The organism is Bacillus sp. FJAT-29937 (assembly GCF_001509555.1).
Lineage (GTDB): Bacteria > Bacillota > Bacilli > Bacillales > Cytobacillaceae > Cytobacillus.
The window spans coordinates 426,128-443,200 of record NZ_LMAS01000002.1 but is presented as its reverse complement, the minus strand read 5'-3'; the positions used below and the strand labels follow the sequence as shown (position 1 = coordinate 443,200).

14 protein-coding genes are annotated in these 17,073 nt (G+C 38.0%); 3 read left to right on the top strand and 11 right to left on the bottom strand.

The window, feature by feature from the left end; genetic code table 11:
* Positions 1-62: 62 nt before the first annotated feature.
* From AR328_RS05870 to AR328_RS05840, 7 genes are all read right to left on the bottom strand, one after another.
* Positions 63-1,286 (bottom strand): amidohydrolase family protein, encoded by a 1,224-nt coding sequence (locus AR328_RS05870; protein WP_066291615.1) that lies wholly within the window; start codon positions 1,284-1,286, stop codon positions 63-65.
* Between the two features lie 88 nt (positions 1,287-1,374).
* Positions 1,375-1,830 (bottom strand): nucleoside deaminase, encoded by a 456-nt coding sequence (locus tag AR328_RS05865; protein WP_066291609.1) that lies wholly within the window; start codon positions 1,828-1,830, stop codon positions 1,375-1,377.
* Between the two features lie 56 nt (positions 1,831-1,886).
* Positions 1,887-3,428 carry a xanthine permease gene (locus AR328_RS05860; RefSeq protein ID WP_066291606.1) on the bottom strand — a complete coding sequence of 514 codons (1,542 nt, stop codon included), beginning with the start codon at positions 3,426-3,428 and terminating at the stop codon, positions 1,887-1,889.
* Positions 3,429-3,935: 507 nt separating this feature from the next.
* The gene (locus AR328_RS05855) at positions 3,936-5,105 is read right to left on the bottom strand and encodes an ankyrin repeat domain-containing protein (RefSeq protein WP_066291603.1); all 1,170 of its coding nucleotides are present in this window, start codon (positions 5,103-5,105) and stop codon (positions 3,936-3,938) included.
* Positions 5,106-5,243: 138 nt separating this feature from the next.
* Positions 5,244-6,671 carry a DUF1116 domain-containing protein gene (locus tag AR328_RS05850; protein ID WP_066291599.1) on the bottom strand — a complete coding sequence of 476 codons (1,428 nt, stop codon included), beginning with the start codon at positions 6,669-6,671 and terminating at the stop codon, positions 5,244-5,246.
* 2 nt (positions 6,672-6,673) lie between these two features.
* The gene (gene fdrA, locus AR328_RS05845; protein WP_066291597.1) at positions 6,674-8,224 is read right to left on the bottom strand and encodes an acyl-CoA synthetase FdrA; all 1,551 of its coding nucleotides are present in this window, start codon (positions 8,222-8,224) and stop codon (positions 6,674-6,676) included.
* Positions 8,221-9,105: a DUF2877 domain-containing protein gene (locus AR328_RS05840; protein WP_066291594.1), complete on the bottom strand. Its 885-nt coding sequence runs from the start codon at positions 9,103-9,105 to the stop codon at positions 8,221-8,223. Before AR328_RS05840 ends, fdrA begins: the two co-directional genes overlap by 4 nt.
* A gap of 346 nt (positions 9,106-9,451) precedes the next feature.
* On the opposite strand from AR328_RS05840, the gene AR328_RS05835 reads away from it, so the two are divergent.
* The 3 genes from AR328_RS05835 to AR328_RS05825 all read left to right on the top strand — a co-directional run bounded on the left by AR328_RS05835 (position 9,452) and on the right by AR328_RS05825 (position 12,849).
* Positions 9,452-11,161, top strand: a complete 1,710-nt coding sequence (locus tag AR328_RS05835) for a PucR family transcriptional regulator (RefSeq protein ID WP_066291591.1) — start codon at positions 9,452-9,454, stop codon at positions 11,159-11,161.
* A 207-nt stretch (positions 11,162-11,368) separates the two neighbouring features.
* Positions 11,369-11,572 (top strand): aspartyl-phosphate phosphatase Spo0E family protein, encoded by a 204-nt coding sequence (locus AR328_RS05830; protein ID WP_066291589.1) that lies wholly within the window; start codon positions 11,369-11,371, stop codon positions 11,570-11,572.
* 284 nt (positions 11,573-11,856) lie between these two features.
* Positions 11,857-12,849: a potassium channel family protein gene (locus tag AR328_RS05825; protein WP_066291587.1), complete on the top strand. Its 993-nt coding sequence runs from the start codon at positions 11,857-11,859 to the stop codon at positions 12,847-12,849.
* Here the strand turns inward: AR328_RS05825 and AR328_RS05820 are convergent.
* The 4 genes from AR328_RS05820 to AR328_RS05805 all read right to left on the bottom strand — a co-directional run.
* Entirely contained in the window at positions 12,846-13,253 is a 408-nt protein-coding gene (locus AR328_RS05820; RefSeq protein ID WP_066291584.1) for a YugN-like family protein, read from the bottom strand. The two genes, AR328_RS05825 and AR328_RS05820, sit on opposite strands and share 4 nt — an antisense overlap.
* 96 nt (positions 13,254-13,349) lie before the next feature.
* Complete coding sequence (locus tag AR328_RS05815) at positions 13,350-14,699, bottom strand: glucose-6-phosphate isomerase (protein WP_066291582.1); 1,350 nt, start codon at positions 14,697-14,699, stop codon at positions 13,350-13,352.
* Between the two features lie 306 nt (positions 14,700-15,005).
* On the bottom strand, positions 15,006-16,205 hold the full coding sequence (locus AR328_RS05810) for an ornithine--oxo-acid transaminase (protein WP_066291579.1): 1,200 nt from the start codon (positions 16,203-16,205) through the stop codon (positions 15,006-15,008).
* Positions 16,206-16,286: 81 nt separating this feature from the next.
* Positions 16,287-17,073, bottom strand: a 787-nt coding sequence (locus tag AR328_RS05805) for an aldehyde dehydrogenase family protein (protein WP_156422655.1), incomplete at its 5' end; no start/stop codon positions are given.

Below are 17,073 nucleotides of genomic sequence, written 5' to 3'. Positions count from 1 at the left end.
ACAAAAAGGTCCGGTAGATTAATAAATCAGGCCGGACCTTTATATATTCAACTTGTTATTTATTATCGGTAAACTGTTACAACTTTTTCAGTTTTTACTGTAACTCGTCCATTTTTAATTACGAATAATCGTGTTGGCAGATCGATAATGGCGTTTGTAACAGATTCGGTATCAAGTAAAACAAGGTTGGCGGTGTGTCCAACTTTAATCCCATAATCTTTTATGCCAAGTGCCTTAGCCGGGTTAGTTGTGATCATTGGTAATACCGTTGGTAAATCTGCTGCGCCTCCTAAGTGTGCTGTGGGAATAGCTAACATGGCTGTTTGAATGAGGTCACCTGTTCCATATGGAGTAAAAGCATTACGAATATTATTTGTAGCGATACATATGTTCACTCCTGAATCTCGTAATGCACGAATTGGTGTCAGGCCGCGTCGAACATTATATTCATCATTCCGTCCTCCCATATGTAAATCAGTAGCTGGTAAGGACATAATACTAATTTGAGCCTTGGCTAGGTTTTCAATAATTGGTTCTAATTGTTTTTTAGGGACTGCTCCCAATGCCGTTACGTGACCTAGTGAAACCTGACCTTCATAACCTTCTGCAATTGTTTTTTCACAAATATATTCAATTGTCATCCCTTCTGGATCATCTTTGAAATCTTGGTGAAAATCAATTGGTTTGCCATATTTTTTTGCAATTTCAAATACCAAATCAATATGCTCTTTTGCAGGAGAATCGTTATATGGGATTCCACCCACTACATCTGCTCCGGCTTCCATCGCTTGGAACATCATTTCTTCTGTTCCTGGTGCTTTAAAAATTCCTTCTTGAGGGAATGCAACAACTTGCATATCGATAAAATTCTTATATTTTTCCTTTAATTCCATAATTGCTTCAAATCCTGCAAAACCTTGTGAAGGATCAAATTCAGCATGTGTACGAATATGTGTAGTACCGTTTACAATTAACATTTCGATTGTACGTCCTGCACGATCTAAAATATCTTCTTTTGTAAATGTTGGTTTTAACTTTGCAGTAACCTCAATGGCTTCTTTTAATGTTCCAGATTTATTTGGAAGACGGTCAGCAATCAATGCTTTATCCAAGTGAATATGACCTTCTATAAATCCAGGGACCAATACCTTGCCGTTTGCTTTGATTTCTTGCTTGGCATTTGCATCAATAGTATGACCAATAGCAGCTATTTTACCATCTTTAATTGCCACATCTTGTAACTCTGCGCCTTCTTCAAGTCGTGTCTTTTTGATCAAGATATCCATTTTAATTCCCTCCATATAAGATTATTTAATAACGCCAAAATCCGGCACTAATAAATAGTGCCGGATAATTATTCAAGTATTATATTTATTATTTCTCTTCGTTTAGCTTTTGGAAGTGCTCCCATAGGTAGTCACAATCTTCTCTGTTATCAACTTTAATCATGTTAACAACACTATCGTCTTCACCTTTTAAATATGCGCGAAGATGTTTGTCAGAGAAACCATGCGTAGCGGCATCTTCATTCGTGCTGCAATAGTACACATTTTTAATACCAGCCCAGATAATCGCTCCCATACACATTGGGCAAGGCTCGCAAGTTGCGTAAATTTCGCAGTCTGACAAGTCAAATGTTCCTAGTTTTTTCGTAGCTTCACGAATAGCAACCATTTCTGCGTGTGCTGAAATATCTGTATCTCTCATCATTGTATTTCCAACAGCTGCAATTACTTCACCGTTGCGAACGATTGTTGAACCGAATGGACCACCGTGTCCTTTATCCATACCTTCAATTGTTGCGTCCACAGCTAATTTCATGTAATCCATCTTAACAACCTCCTCATAATTAAGTTATTACGATCTACCTTTCGAAAAATACTAGGTTACTCTGTAACAGGGCCTAGATTTTCTTTTTTATTTACATAAAGTTTATATGCTAAGAATAATGCAATTAGTAGATATCCCCAAACGAAAGGCATAGCTGTTGCTTGTGCAAATCCGATCGTGGCTGTGTGAATGGCACCCATAAAAGATAAACCAGCTGCCAGCACTGCAGCTATGATGCCTCCAATAGGCGTGTTACGGATTGTAAATACTGCTATACAACCCCATAGAACACTAGAAATAGGTGCACCATTACCTAAAGCAACCAAGCCATCGTAGAAAAGTCCAGCATTATTCATTTCAAGTGAAGAAACTTGACCTGCAGCATTCCCCGCAGATGTACCAGCAGCTGAAAGTGCATTATTTACAGCAACAAGTGCCCAGTTAGCAACCCATGGGAAGAAACATACAAAGATTGCTGGAGCTTCAAATGTCGGACTTTCTTTAACAACTTGATGACCTGTTACAATCGCAATAAATACAAGCATCGGAACAATAGCGGCAATTGGGACAACAGCTAGCAACAGACCCATTAGACTGAAAATCGATAATAGGAATATGGCAGCAGAGCTAGCAATAGAATAACCTAAACCTGCACCAACTTCCTTCCAACCAGCGTGACCTACATAGACTGTTACTGGGAATGGGTTTCCACAAAGACCACCTATTGCGGTAGCAAAACCGTTTGCAAGCATAACATCTCTAGTTTTGTATTCATCTCCACTAACAGCTGCAGCTTCAACGTTTTCCAAGTTAAAAATATAGTTTGCTAACCCTAAAGGTACAGCCGTTAATAAATATGGCAAAGCAGCGCTAAAATGCTCGGCAAGTCCATTTAAATGCAACATAGGAGGATTAAAGCCAAATGTTTTTAGAGCTGCAGTAACATCAGCAGGATTTTGATATCCAGCTATCCAAGCAATTGCAGTTCCAACAACGATTAGTAATAAACCCGTTGGTATTTTCTTAAATATCGGATGTTTACTTAACCAGTTCATAAAGATGATGATTAGTGCAACAAATGCCACGATAGGCATTTCAAAGGATTGAAGCATTGGGTTCATACCTAAGAATACAAATGCTAAACCAGCCAAGGCTGCTAGTAGTACAGTTCTAGGGACAATCTTTCTAATCGTTTCACCTAGGAATGCTCCAAGGAATAAAATGGAGGCCTCAACAAAACCCCAAATCACTGCAACTGTTGTTGTGAAAACAGCATCCTGTGTTTGATGATAAAGGGGAAGCATAATAACAAATACGATAAGAAAAATACCAGGTGAACTAGAACCTGATGGTAGTGCAGTAACATCTGTCCTACCTGTTTTCTTCGCTAATTGATAGGCAAAATAAGCAAAAATAATACCAGATATCAATACAGCAAGTCCAAAACCAGGAACAATTCGTTTAAAAACAAACTCACCTGGCATTCCAACTACACCGATTAATAGTGAGATCATAACCAAAAAGTCTGTCAAAACGTTAACGAACAAACCAAAAGCAGCAGCAATGTCTCCCTTTTTCCAAAAAGCTACTTTTCCCATGTGAATTCTCCTTAATGTTGTATTATTTTTCTCACTAGCGAGGATCCATTCGCTTGTGAGCGGTTTCAACTCGCACAAAAGTTTCGAATGCGTGCCTATAGGTTTCTTAATATGGCTTTGAATTAATTAATTCAGCATTTTGCAAGGCATTAAGGTGCCTCAGATTGAAATTAGCATTTAGGCATTTGCACTAAACACTACATGTTTAGTTTATACAAAATGCACAAAACCGTCATTGTGTACAAAATCCAAAAAAAGGCGTATGTTATTAGGCAATTTATACAATGTATTTTGTACGAAATGACACAGAATATGATAAATATGGTTGTAGTATATCCAATAAATTCAAAACATATTTAAGTGGCCACCAAAAATGGTGGCCACTCTGGGAATTTATTAGTTATTTAACAATATGTGTACCAGCTTTTTCTTTAATAGCTTATTTCAAGCTTTCCGGATCTGTAATAATTATTCTAGAACCACTTTTTCCATGTTTCGGCATTTAGTTTATTTTGCCTTTTTTAACAATTCCAACGATTGCTCTTTATGCAAATGATACAGAGGATTTGTTGAATCATGGGCAATTGCATTTTCAATAGCTGCAATGGCTTCCTCATGCTTACCTAATGATCTTAAACTGTTTGCCTTATGAAACGAGAAATCGTATCTATGAGGCTGGAGAGCCAACAGCTTATCCATCTCATCGACAGCTTCCGTATGTCTCCCTAATTCTCTTAAATAATTCGATTTATGATAACGATAAAACGTCTCATTTGGATCTAGTCTACAAGCTTTATCATATTCATTAAGGGCTTCCTTTGGTTTTTTCCATAATCTATAGCAATTAGCTGTATAGAAATAAAAATCAAGATCATTTGGATCAAGGGCTAAAGCCTCGTTGTATTCTTGTAATGCCTCTTCAAATTTCTTTAATTCTTGTAAGAAATAACCTTTATAATAAATAAGATCAAGGTTCATATTAGCTGTTTCTACAGATTTATTAATTTCTGCAATCGCTTCTTCATACTGATCGTTTTTCGCAAGATCTTTCGCTTTAATTATTGCTTCGTTTTCCTCTTTATATTCCTTACGAAGAATTTTTAAAACTTTATCCTGCTTCAGCTCTACAGCGTGCTGAATAGAGGACTTCCCATCTCTATCCGGTAAGTTTACATCTGCTCCTGCATCCACTAGCGTTTGAATAATATCGGAATATAAACGGCCGCCATTCCCTAATATGACTGACTCTAACAGAGCAGACCAGCCTAGGTTATTGGCGTGATTTACAGGAACTCCTGCATCAATACATACTTGTACAGTCTTTAAATAACCTTTTTCACTAGAAGGGAGCAAAGCAGTGCCGCCAAAGCGATTAACACTTTTTAAATCAGCACCAGCAGCAATCATTAAACGTGTAATCTCATAAAACCCATTTGCAGCAGAAGCAATAAAAGGGGTAAGTTGAGTGATATCTCTAGTATTTACATCGCTTCCAGCATCAATTAACTTTTTGGCGGCAGCCACCTGGTTCTTTTGTGTTGCTGCCATCAGTGCTGTTCGTCCATCGGCATCTTTATAATCAACACTTGCTCCATCATTTAATAGATTCTCAATACCTATTAGATCTCCCCGTTCACTCGCAAGTAGAAGTTCTGAATTCAACGATTTATTATCCACAATTTTCCTCTCCTTTAAAAAAAGGGCCAACTTCACATTTCAATAAAAATTGTATATAAAGAAGGATGACCTAGGATATATACAATATTTTATTGTGTGCGAAATCAGACCCTTCTATTATGATCATTCAAAGTTGTCTTACTGAATATTTTCTGCAAGTGCAAGCATTGCTTTTTCAAACGCTTCTACAGGTGGGTTCGTAATACCTGCACCAATCATTCCAATTCCCGGATCCTTATGAGCAATTGCAGTATTGATGATAGGCATAATTCCTGTTTGAATGACTTTACGAACGTCAATTCCAGTTGGGACACCCATGAAATCTAACATAGGGATAGTCACATTTGGGTTCTCGGTTGTTGTAATTTCTTTCATTTTCGTTGAATAACCAATCGCATCTTCTACTGTTCCACCAACTAGAGCAACGATTGCTGGAGCAGTCGCCATCGCGAATCCGCCAATACCATATGTTTCAGTGATAGCACTGTCACCAATATCTAGGCCAGAATCTTCAGGCTTGTAGCCAGCGAACATTGGGCCAATTACTTTTTGTGCTGGACCTGTAAACCAAGTGTTTCCAGCGATTCCGCTTACACGAATACCAAATTCAACACCATTACGTGCCATTGTTGTCACAACTGTACTATTCTCAATGCCATGTGCAGCATCTAGAGCACATTTAGCCATTGCCATCCAAGTTGGGCCTGAGAAATAGTCACTGCTTGCAACGAATTCAAAAACTTCACGCTTTTGGTCAATCGAATAATCTGTTTGAAGAATATATGGAGTTAACGCTTGAATTAATAAAGTTGTTCCCGCAACATTACGGTTATGACATTCATCACCCATATGAAGTGCTTGAGCAAGCATTAAGCGAAGATCAATGCCGTTCGGATTTAACTTCATAGCATCTCTTAAAATAGGACCAAAAACATCACGCATCCAATTTAAGCGATTAATTACACTCTCATCATTCGCACCCATACGAAGAATCTTTGATAATTGCTCACTTAGGTTTGTATAAGCAATATTTCCGTATGTTTTGTTTTCAACAATATGCATAAACATAGACGCAGATGTTACCCCTGCCATTGAACCAACACAGTTATGCTCATGACACGGAGCAAAAGTAATTTCCCCAGAAGCTGCTACTTTCTCTGCTTCTTCAATTGTTTTTGCTAAACCTTCAAATACGATTGCACCAGTAACGGCACCCCTCATTGGACCATTCATTTTATCCCAAGTGATTGGAGGGCCAGCATGGAGGATTGTTGTCTTCGTCATGCCAGGTACACAATTGATAGCTTGGTCATAGCCAATTAACACTGGCTGTGAGTTAACAATTCTCTCAGCTGCTAATTTGTTAGCTTCTTCAATTTTCACCATAATAGCAGGATCTTCAAGCTTATCAAGGGCTGCAATCAAGCTCGGATTTCCTCTGCCTGGAGGTGTCCAATCCAAATGGGCGACTTCTGCATTTTGCTCAAGCATGTCATCTTTAAAAGATTCAACCCCTACATTAATAACATTAAGTTTACTATTAAAAAGTTCGTTAATTTTACTCATGCCTATTCCCCTTTCACAACGAATTCTCTAGCTAATAGACCAGCATTCTGACTGCTGCTTGCATGTGTTACTCCAGCAGCTAAAAGTTTATTCACTTGATCATCAAGGTTTTGACGGTCTAATTCTGTTCCAAGTACGTAACCGATAATCTCCAAATGTCTGCCCTCTGCCTCAGCATTTTGCTTTGCTTCAATCATAGCAGGCAGCATTGCGCCCACTGGATCTTCGTGTGCACCATAGCCTAATACGAAGTCCATCACAATTGCGCCTACTTCTGGGTCTTTTGCTTCTTGGATAAATCTTTCGATACGAGTAGCTGGATCAATCATTGGATGTGGCTTACCCTGAGTAAACTCATCATCACCGAAATCAATGAAAGTATGCTCCATGCTAGTGTTTCTATCTTTTAAGCGGAATTCTGGATTTTTAGCAATATTGCTGTAAACATTATCAAACTTTTCCTTTGCCGCATGCATAGCTTCATCACAAAGCGTCCCACCGCTGAATAATCCGCGAATATATTTTTGTTCTGGCTTTAACTTCGTGCGAACCTCTTCAATTAACGGGATGTTTAGTGCACGCTTGTTTAGCTTGCTTTCGTCTGCACCAGCGAGTACAACAGCCTTAATCGCAGCCTCTTTAGACATTTTTGCATAATGTCCTCCAGCTTCCGTTACTGCTGCTTCATCGCCGCCAATGAACCAAACGACAACTGGTTTCTTGCATTCCTTAATTTTTGCTAGAACCTTTTCTTGAACAATTGGTGCAGGTGGCTTTGAAACAAGGACGATCACTTTTGTAGCCTCATCGTCTTCAAGAGCCTGAATACCGTCCAGCATCATAATTCCGCCGATTTCTTCCTTCAAGTCCCTTCCACCAGTACCGATTAATTGCGAAATACCGCCGCCAAATTCATGAATACGAACACTTACTTCCTGGCTTCCTGTTCCGGAAGCAGCTACGATACCGATATTGCCTTTTCTTACTTTATTAGCGAAGCAAAGAGCAACATTTCCAATAATAGCTGTTCCACAGTCTGGCCCCATCATTAGTAAGCCTTTTTCATGGGCTAGTTGCTTCAGTGCTAATTCATCTTCAATGCTCACATTATCACTGAAAAGCATTACGTTTAAGTCATTTTCAAGTGCTTTTTTAGCTTCTCTTGCTGCATACATACCATTTACGGCAATTACGGCTAGGTTCGCATCTGGAATGTTTTCCGCTGCAGAAGAAATTGTAGAAAATTTAACTTCGCTATTTCCACTTTTCGAAGGGCTCTTCTTTTTTGTTAATAGATCATTAATGCCAACGAAAGCGTTTTCGCATAATTCATCAGTTGCAGCTTTAACAACAATAATTAAATCACTAGATCCCGCTTCTTCGATTTCAGGTGTTAATAGTCCAACATTTTTCATTACTTCTTTATTCATTTCAGTACCCATTGCAATAATGGCTTGCTCAACGCCTTCAATTTGGTTGGCTTTTGTTGATAAAGACATCAGTGACACTGAATCGAAATATGTGTTTGGCTTGATAACAGCTTGTACAGTCATAATTTACCTCCAGCTTTTATATTGGCCTCCATTCCGCTGACAAGCCCTAAGGCTATATCTGTCCCGGAAGAAGATCCTATGTGTAATACTTTATTTAAAGAGAGAATTAATTCATCTCGGTTCCCTTTTAGCATGGAACTGACGAGTTGAATAATGGATTCTCGAACTTTACCAATAGACGCTTTTTTTAATGCCATAAAGCTTATGTTGTTTGTTAATGTCTTTGCTTTTTGCACTACTTCTTCGCAAAGGGATTGATATGATGATAGAGGGCTATTCCTTACATTTAATGCAGTAAAAAGACCAACTAGGAAATCATCTCCAGATGGTGTTAAGCCAGGACCTAGTCCAATTAACGATTGCGCATACTCTAACGCACTTGAGCTACTGCCATTCAGCAATGCCTGTTGTAGATGTTGAGATCGTTCAGCAATCATTCTTGAAACTTCTTTAGCAAAGAGATGATCGGAAGCGATATCTATTTTGGCTCCGCCACTTCTTCCATGAACTTCAATATAGTCCTTAACAAAAGATAAATTCCTGTTGACGATCTCTATCGTATTAGGATATTCAGGTAATTCGCTTTCCCACCTTCGTATGTTTTCAAATGAGATAGTGAGCTTTTTACCTATATACATACACTTGCCAGAAATACAAACTGGTTCATTAACATTAATGCCTGTGTTATGAAGGTTTTCTAAATCAATAATAATTGTATTTGGTCCATTATCTAGTTTCTTACACGCAATCGTGAACAGCTCATCACTATCATGATTTTGTATATTGAGAGTGCTATTGAAAACACTATGAATAATACCGCGAAAACTCGAAGCTTCTACTAAGTCAACGAATTCTCTATCTCCAGATATCGCTAATTTCAATAGAGTCACCTCTTAAGTCTAGATTATTTCCCTACAAGCTTGAAACTATGCAAAGATAAATCTTTACTGCAATACCTACAATTTAAATATAGTAATCGAAAAAAATATGTTATTTTTCTAAAAGTGAGTAATATACTTCGTTCTTACCTCTGTCCGGACTATTTTTAATCTACAAAAACAGCCCCTACTCTCAGATTACTATTTGACAATGAACCGGCCTTACGAGATTATTTTATATAAAATGCCTATAAGAGTCATCGTTTATAAAATCCAAAAAAAAAACATATCGCTTGTGCATCATGCACAAGGAACTATGTGTAATTTATGTCTTTAGGAGATGAGAAAAGTGCTAACAGTAAAAGATCTATTAGAAATAAAAGCGATCGACGGGATCAAGGTTGTTGCTGGAGAGCAAGGAATAAATAATGTTATCTCAATCGTAAATATTATGGAAAACCCCGATGCCTTTGATTGGCTCTCATCAAATGAACTCCTCTTATCTACAGGATATATCTTTAAAGGGAATGAAAAGCTGCAAAATCGAATTATTAAGGAATTATCTGAGATTAATTGCTCAGGACTAGTAATTAAGATGAAACGTTATTTCGATAAAATCCCAGAGAATATGATTAAGCAAGCAAACAAATACGGATTGCCTTTATTGGAACTGCCGCTTGAATACACCTTGTCTAAAGTCATTTCAATTATCAATGAAAAGGCTTCTGGCAGATATGATTTACTAAACCGCAAAACGCTCGATATGCATAATACTCTATTTAGAATAGCGTTGGAGGGTGGAGGAATTGAAAGGATTTCTTCGATGCTGGCAGACACTGTTAACAATCCGATTCTTATTTTGGACAAGGAATGGAGATTGCTCCACTATACGGATTATGTTGAAAACAAAGTACCTCTAGCCTACTGCCTTGATTTAGTGAAGAATCGGCCCGCTTTCAAGAAGGAGTTTACCGATTTAATTCCTCGAGATTTTAGTCTGATGAATAAGTTGATTAAGCGCATTTATCAAGTGGAAGATTTAGAGGTAAGATGCCGCATTCTCCCTATCGGTGTTTCAAATGAGGTTCTTGGCTATATTGTTGTTTGGCAAACTGTTCGCGAGCTGACAGAATTCGATTACATTGCTTTAGAACAGGCCACAACCATTATTGCACTTGAATTAATTAAAGAAAAAGAGATAGAAGATGTTAAATTAAAAATAAGACAGGATTTTTTCGATGATTTACTAACTGGGAAGATCACATCTTCTGAAACCATTCAGACTTTATGCGGCTTACATGGTTTGAACCCTAACTATAAATATCACTGCATCGTGATTAATATTGATTCCAATGAACTCGATAAATACGAAGACATGATCGCAAGAAAATATAAAATGGAAGGCATACTAAAAAAATGTGTGCAGATAGTCTACGAAAATTCGAGTAATGCAAATGGGGAAATTACATGCTTCCATCGTAACAATCGCGTTATTATTTTACGTGGCCAAAACGAAACAAAACCTTCAATGACCATAAATGAAGCTAAACAATATGCCCTTGATATTCAAGAAATATTAACTAGTAATATTGATAATACGAATTTTTTAATGGGGATCGGCAGACAGTATAGCTCCATTCATTCTCTGCATAAAAGTTTCTCAGAAGCAAATGAGGCGGTTAGACTTATGCAGAAGTTCGAGGACCGGGATGGAATTGCCCATTTCGAGGATCATTCTGTCTATCATTTCTTAGACTCCAATATTAAGGAATTGGTACTAGAAGACTTTTTCGTAAAATGTCTAGGCAAATTATATGAGCATGATTCCTTACATGGCACAAGCTATATTGTTACTTTGGAAAATTTCTTTATTAATAATCAGAATATCAGTGAAACCGCCAAAGCCATGTTTTTACACAGAAACACACTCATTTATCGTATTGAAAAAATTAAGGAAATCTTGAACAGCGATCTAAAGAGTTCAGAAGAACTACTAAGGATTCAATTATCACTAAAAATCTTTAGACTATTAAATAAGAATCTGCAACTAAATTCATAAATGGTAACTCATTATAGTATTGCCATGTCATCTTCTTTAGAAGATTTAACTCTTCACCAGGACTTTCACCCTAAATACCCTACCAAAGTTATGTGAATGATGAAGGAAAATGTCTTTTTCTTAGAACCTTTGTCGAATCTATTTCGTAATATGAAATATCTCCTATAATAAAGATATACTTGAAAACATTAGTAGGAGAAGATGAAGATGAACAAGTATTCATTAGAGCAATTAGTCCTTAAGCGCATTAATATAATGAGACAAGAAATGATCCGAATCGCACTTGAAACCGGAATGAATAGTGTTGAAACGATAGATTACAGCCAAAAGCTAGACCGTTTAATATACCTTCACCTTTTGCATTTTTCATTAAATGATCGTGCTATCCATAGTGGTCATTCAGCAAGTTAATCCACCTATATTCTTACTAAAATAGGGCTAGAAGATCTAGCTCTTTTTTCTATTTTATCGCAGATTAACGGGCTGTAAGATCCCCACTTCAAGAAGTTGAGTAAAACAAAAAAATTCTAAACGGGGGATCAACAGCCCGTAAAGGCCCGATTGGTTCAACTAACAATCAGTGGGGGTGAAGGAACCCCCCACTGATTGAAGTTTCACTTTATAGAAGTTAAATTTATGAAATCCCTTTAACTAGTCCATACTGAAAACAGATTCTTTTTTAGGGGTGTCATATTTTGTCATTCAATTTATTTACTAGCTTTGCGCGTTTACCGCTAATTTTTAGAGTATTAATTATTTCACTTACAATGATTTTTACATTCGGAACGATTATTCACTTATTGGAACCAGAACAATTTACAACTATTTTCGAAGGTATATGGTGGGCTGTTGTAACAGCAGCTACAGTTGGCTATGGAGATTTTGCACCGAAAACTGTGTTTGGGAGACTTGCCGGGATTGCCCTAATCATGATCGGAGCTGGATTTCTTGCCTCCTATTTTGTCACATTGGCAACTGTTGCCGTGACAAGACAGAACGAGCTAATTGAAGGGAAGCTTGCTTTCAAAGGGAAAAAACATCTAATTATTGTCGGATGGAATGAACGTTCACGTGAAATTCTTCAGTCACTTTGTAAAAATCATAAAGAGATGGCTATCACCTTAATTGATGAATCACTTGAAAAAAATCCATTGCCTGATAAGAATGTGCATTTTATTCAAGGCCGTTCCAACGTAGATAATGTGCTGATAAAAGCAAATATACTTGAAGCAAGTAAAGTGATTATTACCGCTGACCCAAATAGGGGCGAGCTTCATGCTGACATGGCCTCCATCTTAACCTTACTTGCCGTAAAAGGGCTTAACCCTCATGTACCTTGCATTGTTGAAATTCTAACATTAGAGCAGGTTGCCAACGCAAAAAGGGCTGGGGCTGATGAGGTTGTCCAAACAAATATTTTAACAAGCTTTGTTATGATTAATAGCATCTTTTCTCAGGAGCTTGTAACATCCTTTTTGGATTTATTACGGCAGCTGGATAACCGAAAATTAACGTTTCGGCAGGCTTCAACAGACATATTGGACATATCTTATATGGAACTTAGTCAATTACTCATTAAAGACGGGATCCTATTGCTCGGAGTAAAAAGAGGGGAGGAAACGGTATTAAATCCTCCTGCCCCCTTTTATATTCACGCTAATGACCAATTGATTATCATTATGAATTAACCATTCAAGAGCACAGCTTCCAATTCTTTGACAAGTGCCTTCCCATTATCCATGAATTTATTGGGGAATTCAGCATCTTTTTCGATGGGCTCCGAAAATTGGTTAAATGATCCAGACATGACTGCTGTATGCGCATGGTCGTCCAAACCATCCTCATAAAGGTGTGAGAGCAAAAACGGCCGTCCGAGCTCGACTGTACACCCTCGCACATCAAGCTGCCCGTCTATTGCTATAAAGGGAAGCCTTAAAAATTGATAGCCCTCTTTGTTATCAATCTTATAATCAAAAAAGCCTTTCTCATAATCCCAATTGCCGCCAATCGAATAGCCAATTGGTTTTAACTTCTGTTCTAATTTATACAAATCAAAGCTTTTCCCCTCTAATTCTGAAGGAATTTCAATCATTTACAATCTCTCCTTTCCATATCTTTTGATTAGTTTCCCCGAAAGAAAAGGATTCATTAAAAAAGAGTGCTCGTTTTTAAAACGAACACTCTTTTCTTATCTAAGCCGCTTTTCCAGCTCTGACTTCTTGTCTTCAAACCCCGGTTTTCCTAATAGAGCAAACATATTTACTTTATAAGCCTCCACACCTGGCTGATCGAATGGGTTGACACCTAATAAATAGCCGCTCATCGCACATGCTTTTTCAAAGAAATAAACAAGGTAGCCAAAGGTAAAGGCATCTAATTTAGGAATGGATAAAACTAGATTTGGCACCCCGCCATCAGTATGCGCCAACACAGCCCCTTCAAACGCCTTATTGTTGACAAAGTCCACTGTTTTTCCAGCTAAATAATTTAAATCATCTAAGTCCTGATCTGCCTCTTCAATCATTAACTCTTGACGAGGTTTTTCAACCTTCATAACTGTCGCAAACAGATTCCTTCGTCCATCTTGTATATATTGACCGATAGAATGCAGGTCCGTTGAAAAATTGGCCGAGGATGGGTAGATTCCTTTTAAATCTTTTCCTTCACTTTCACCGAATAGCTGTTTCCACCATTCTGAAAAGGACTGTAAAGCAGGCTCATAGTTAATGAGCATTTCAGTCGTCTTTCCTTTGTTGTATAAAATATGGCGAATAGCTGCATATTGATAAGCAATATTCTCACGGAGTTCTGAACTACTCAGCTCCTCCCGAGCAAGGGCAGCCCCCTTCAACATGTCTCCAATATCAGCACCGCTTACAGCTATCGGCAATAAACCTACAGCGGTTAATACCGAGTATCGGCCGCCAATATCATCAGGAACAACAAAGGTTTCATAGCCTTCTTCGTCTGCAAGTGTTTTTAGTGCCCCTCTTTCCTTATCTGTTGTTGCATAAATTCTCCTCCGTGCCTCCTCTAAACCATATTTCTCCTCCAATTGCTTGCGGAAAATCCGAAAGGCAATGGCAGGCTCAGTCGTTGTACCTGATTTAGAGATAACGTTTATAGAAAAATCCTTCCCGTCAAGAAAGTCGATAACATCCATCATGTAAGATGAGCTTAAATTATTGCCGACAAATATAATTTGCGGAGTTCCTCTTTTTCCCTTTGGCAGTGCATTATAAAAGCTATGATTTAACATTTCAATTGCTGCACGCGCGCCTAAGTAAGAACCTCCAATCCCAATAACAAGGAGCACATCCGAATCTCCAATGATCTTTTCTGCTGATTGTTTTATCCGAGAAAATTCTTGTTTATCATATTGGATAGGGTAATCCAGCCAACCCAAAAATTCATTTCCCTGTCCAGTATTCTCATGTAAAGAATGATGTGCAACCTTTACCGCGTCTTGCATATATGTAAGCTCATGGTCATTGAAAAATGCAAATGCCTTTGAGTAATCAAAACGAACATATGTCATGTCTGATCCTCCAATTATGTAATTTCATAAAAACTAAATTTTATACATGTAATTTTATACTTCTTAAACTTAACGGAAAGCAACTGTATAATCAAGGAACATCCGTTAGTAATATATCTACTTTTATTTACATTTTATGAGCTGTTATAGTGAAAAATGTCGAATAGTTAACCATTCTGAATGCGCAAAAAATCCTTGCACATTAGTACAAGGATTTTTTGTTCAGATGAAAATTATATTCTAGTTGGAGCGAACAACAGAATAGTTTATTATTTTATAAAAATTTTTCCGTTTTAAAAGTTTGGATTAGCCTAATATTTTGTTAATGCGTTCAATAGCCCAATCTAACTCTTCCTCAGTAATCACAAGTGGTGGTGCAAAGCGAATGACTGTATCATGTGTTTCTTTACATAATAAGCCCTCTTCCTTTAAAGCTTCACAATATTTACGAGCTGGTTCTGTTAATTCAACACCAATAAATAATCCGCGTCCACGAACGTCTTTAATCATTGGGTTTTTGATTTCTTTTAACTTGCTAACGAAGTATTCACCAAGCTTCAAAGAACGTTCAGCTAATTTTTCTTCAACAAGAACCTCCATAGATGCAATGGATACAGCACAAGCCATTGGGTTTCCGCCAAATGTTGAACCGTGTGAACCTGGATTGAATACACCTAGAACTTCTTTATTTGCTACAACACAAGAGATTGGGAATACTCCTCCGCCTAATGCTTTTCCTAGGATGTACATATCCGGATCTACATCTTCCCATTCACAAGCAAACATTTTACCAGTACGTGCAAGACCTGCTTGAATTTCGTCGGCAATAAATAATACATTGTTCTCTTTACATGTTTCATAGGCTGCTTTCATGAAGCCTTCCTCAGGAATGATGATCCCAGCTTCCCCTTGGATTGGCTCAATTAAGAATGCAGCAGTGTTTTCAGTAATTGCCGCTTTCAATGCTTCAAGATCACCGTAAGGAATTAATTTAATGCCCGGAAGCATTGGTCCAAATCCGCGCTTGTATTCCGCTTCTGAAGATAGAGAAACGGCTGTCATTGTACGTCCGTGGAAGTTTCCAACACATGCAATGATTTCAGCTTGATTTTCAGCTACGCCTTTTACATCATATGCCCAGCGGCGAGCAGCTTTAAATGCAGTTTCAACTGCTTCAGCACCCGTATTCATAGGAAGAGCCATTTCTTTTTTTGTTAGCTTACAAATCATTTCATACCATGGTCCAAGCTGATCATTATGGAAAGCGCGTGAAGTTAAAGTTACTCGATCCGCTTGATCTTTTAATGCTTGAATAATCTTTGGATGTCTATGTCCTTGGTTTACTGCCGAGTAGGCACTTAACATATCCATGTATTTATTGCCTTCAGGATCCTCAACCCATACACCTTCCGCCTTTGAAATGACGATTGGCAGCGGATGATAGTTCTTTGCGCCATATTTCTCAGTTTGTTCAATCAATGAATTTGTATTTGTTAATGCTGTCATGAATACATTCCTCCTAATGTCCGAATAATCTCTTTCATTGTACCGTTAAGCTGTTATACTTTAAACCCTTAAAGAAAACTTTTAATACATTTCAGAAGTTGTTTTCGCTTGCATGTGAAGAAGCAGATAATCAGGTCCGCCTGCTTTGGAGTCCGTTCCTGACATGTTGAATCCGCCGAATGGCTGGTAGCCTACAATGGCACCTGTACAGCCGCGGTTAAAGTATAGGTTTCCAACATGGAAATCTTCACGTGCTTTTTCTTGGTTCATACGGTTATTTGTAATAACTGCTCCAGTTAAGCCGTATTCTGTGTTGTTAGCAATGTCAATCGCTTCATCGAAATCTTTCGCTTTTGTAAAGCCTACAACTGGTCCAAAGATTTCTTCCTTCATGATGCGAGATTCTGGAGAAAGGTCAGCGAATACAGTTGGTTTGATGAAGTAGCCTTTTGAATCGTCTCCTTCTCCGCCTGTCATTAGCTTTCCTTCTTGCTTTCCAATTTCGATGTAGCTCATGATTTTGTTGTAAGCACTTTGGTCAATAACTGTTGCCATATAGTTGTTTGGATCTGTTGGATCGCCTTGTGTTAATTCGTTTGTTAATTCAACAACACGGTTTAATACTTGATCGTACACATCTTCAACTACTACTGCACGAGAGCATGCAGAACATTTTTGCCCGGAGAATCCGAACGCAGAAGCAACGATAGAAGTGGCAGCTAGCTCAAGATCTGCTTCTTTATCGACAACAATTGTATCTTTTCCGCCCATTTCTGCGATTAAACGTTTCATCCAAATTTGGCCTTCATTCAGCTTAGATGCACGTTCGAAAATACGAAGACCTACATCACGAGAACCTGTGAAGCTA

Coding starts and splice junctions, on each gene's coding strand:
- AR328_RS05870 (WP_066291615.1), bottom strand. CDS start 1,286: ATGGATATCTTGATCAAAAAGACACGACTTGAAGAAGGCGCAGAGTTA.
- AR328_RS05865 (WP_066291609.1), bottom strand. CDS start 1,830: ATGGATTACATGAAATTAGCTGTGGACGCAACAATTGAAGGTATGGAT.
- AR328_RS05860 (WP_066291606.1), bottom strand. CDS start 3,428: ATGGGAAAAGTAGCTTTTTGGAAAAAGGGAGACATTGCTGCTGCTTTT.
- AR328_RS05850 (WP_066291599.1), bottom strand. CDS start 6,671: ATGAGTAAAATTAACGAACTTTTTAATAGTAAACTTAATGTTATTAAT.
- fdrA (WP_066291597.1), bottom strand. CDS start 8,224: ATGACTGTACAAGCTGTTATCAAGCCAAACACATATTTCGATTCAGTG.
- AR328_RS05830 (WP_066291589.1), top strand. CDS start 11,369: ATGAACAAGTATTCATTAGAGCAATTAGTCCTTAAGCGCATTAATATA.
- AR328_RS05820 (WP_066291584.1), bottom strand. CDS start 13,253: ATGATTGAAATTCCTTCAGAATTAGAGGGGAAAAGCTTTGATTTGTAT.
- AR328_RS05815 (WP_066291582.1), bottom strand. CDS start 14,699: ATGACATATGTTCGTTTTGATTACTCAAAGGCATTTGCATTTTTCAAT.
- AR328_RS05810 (WP_066291579.1), bottom strand. CDS start 16,205: ATGACAGCATTAACAAATACAAATTCATTGATTGAACAAACTGAGAAA.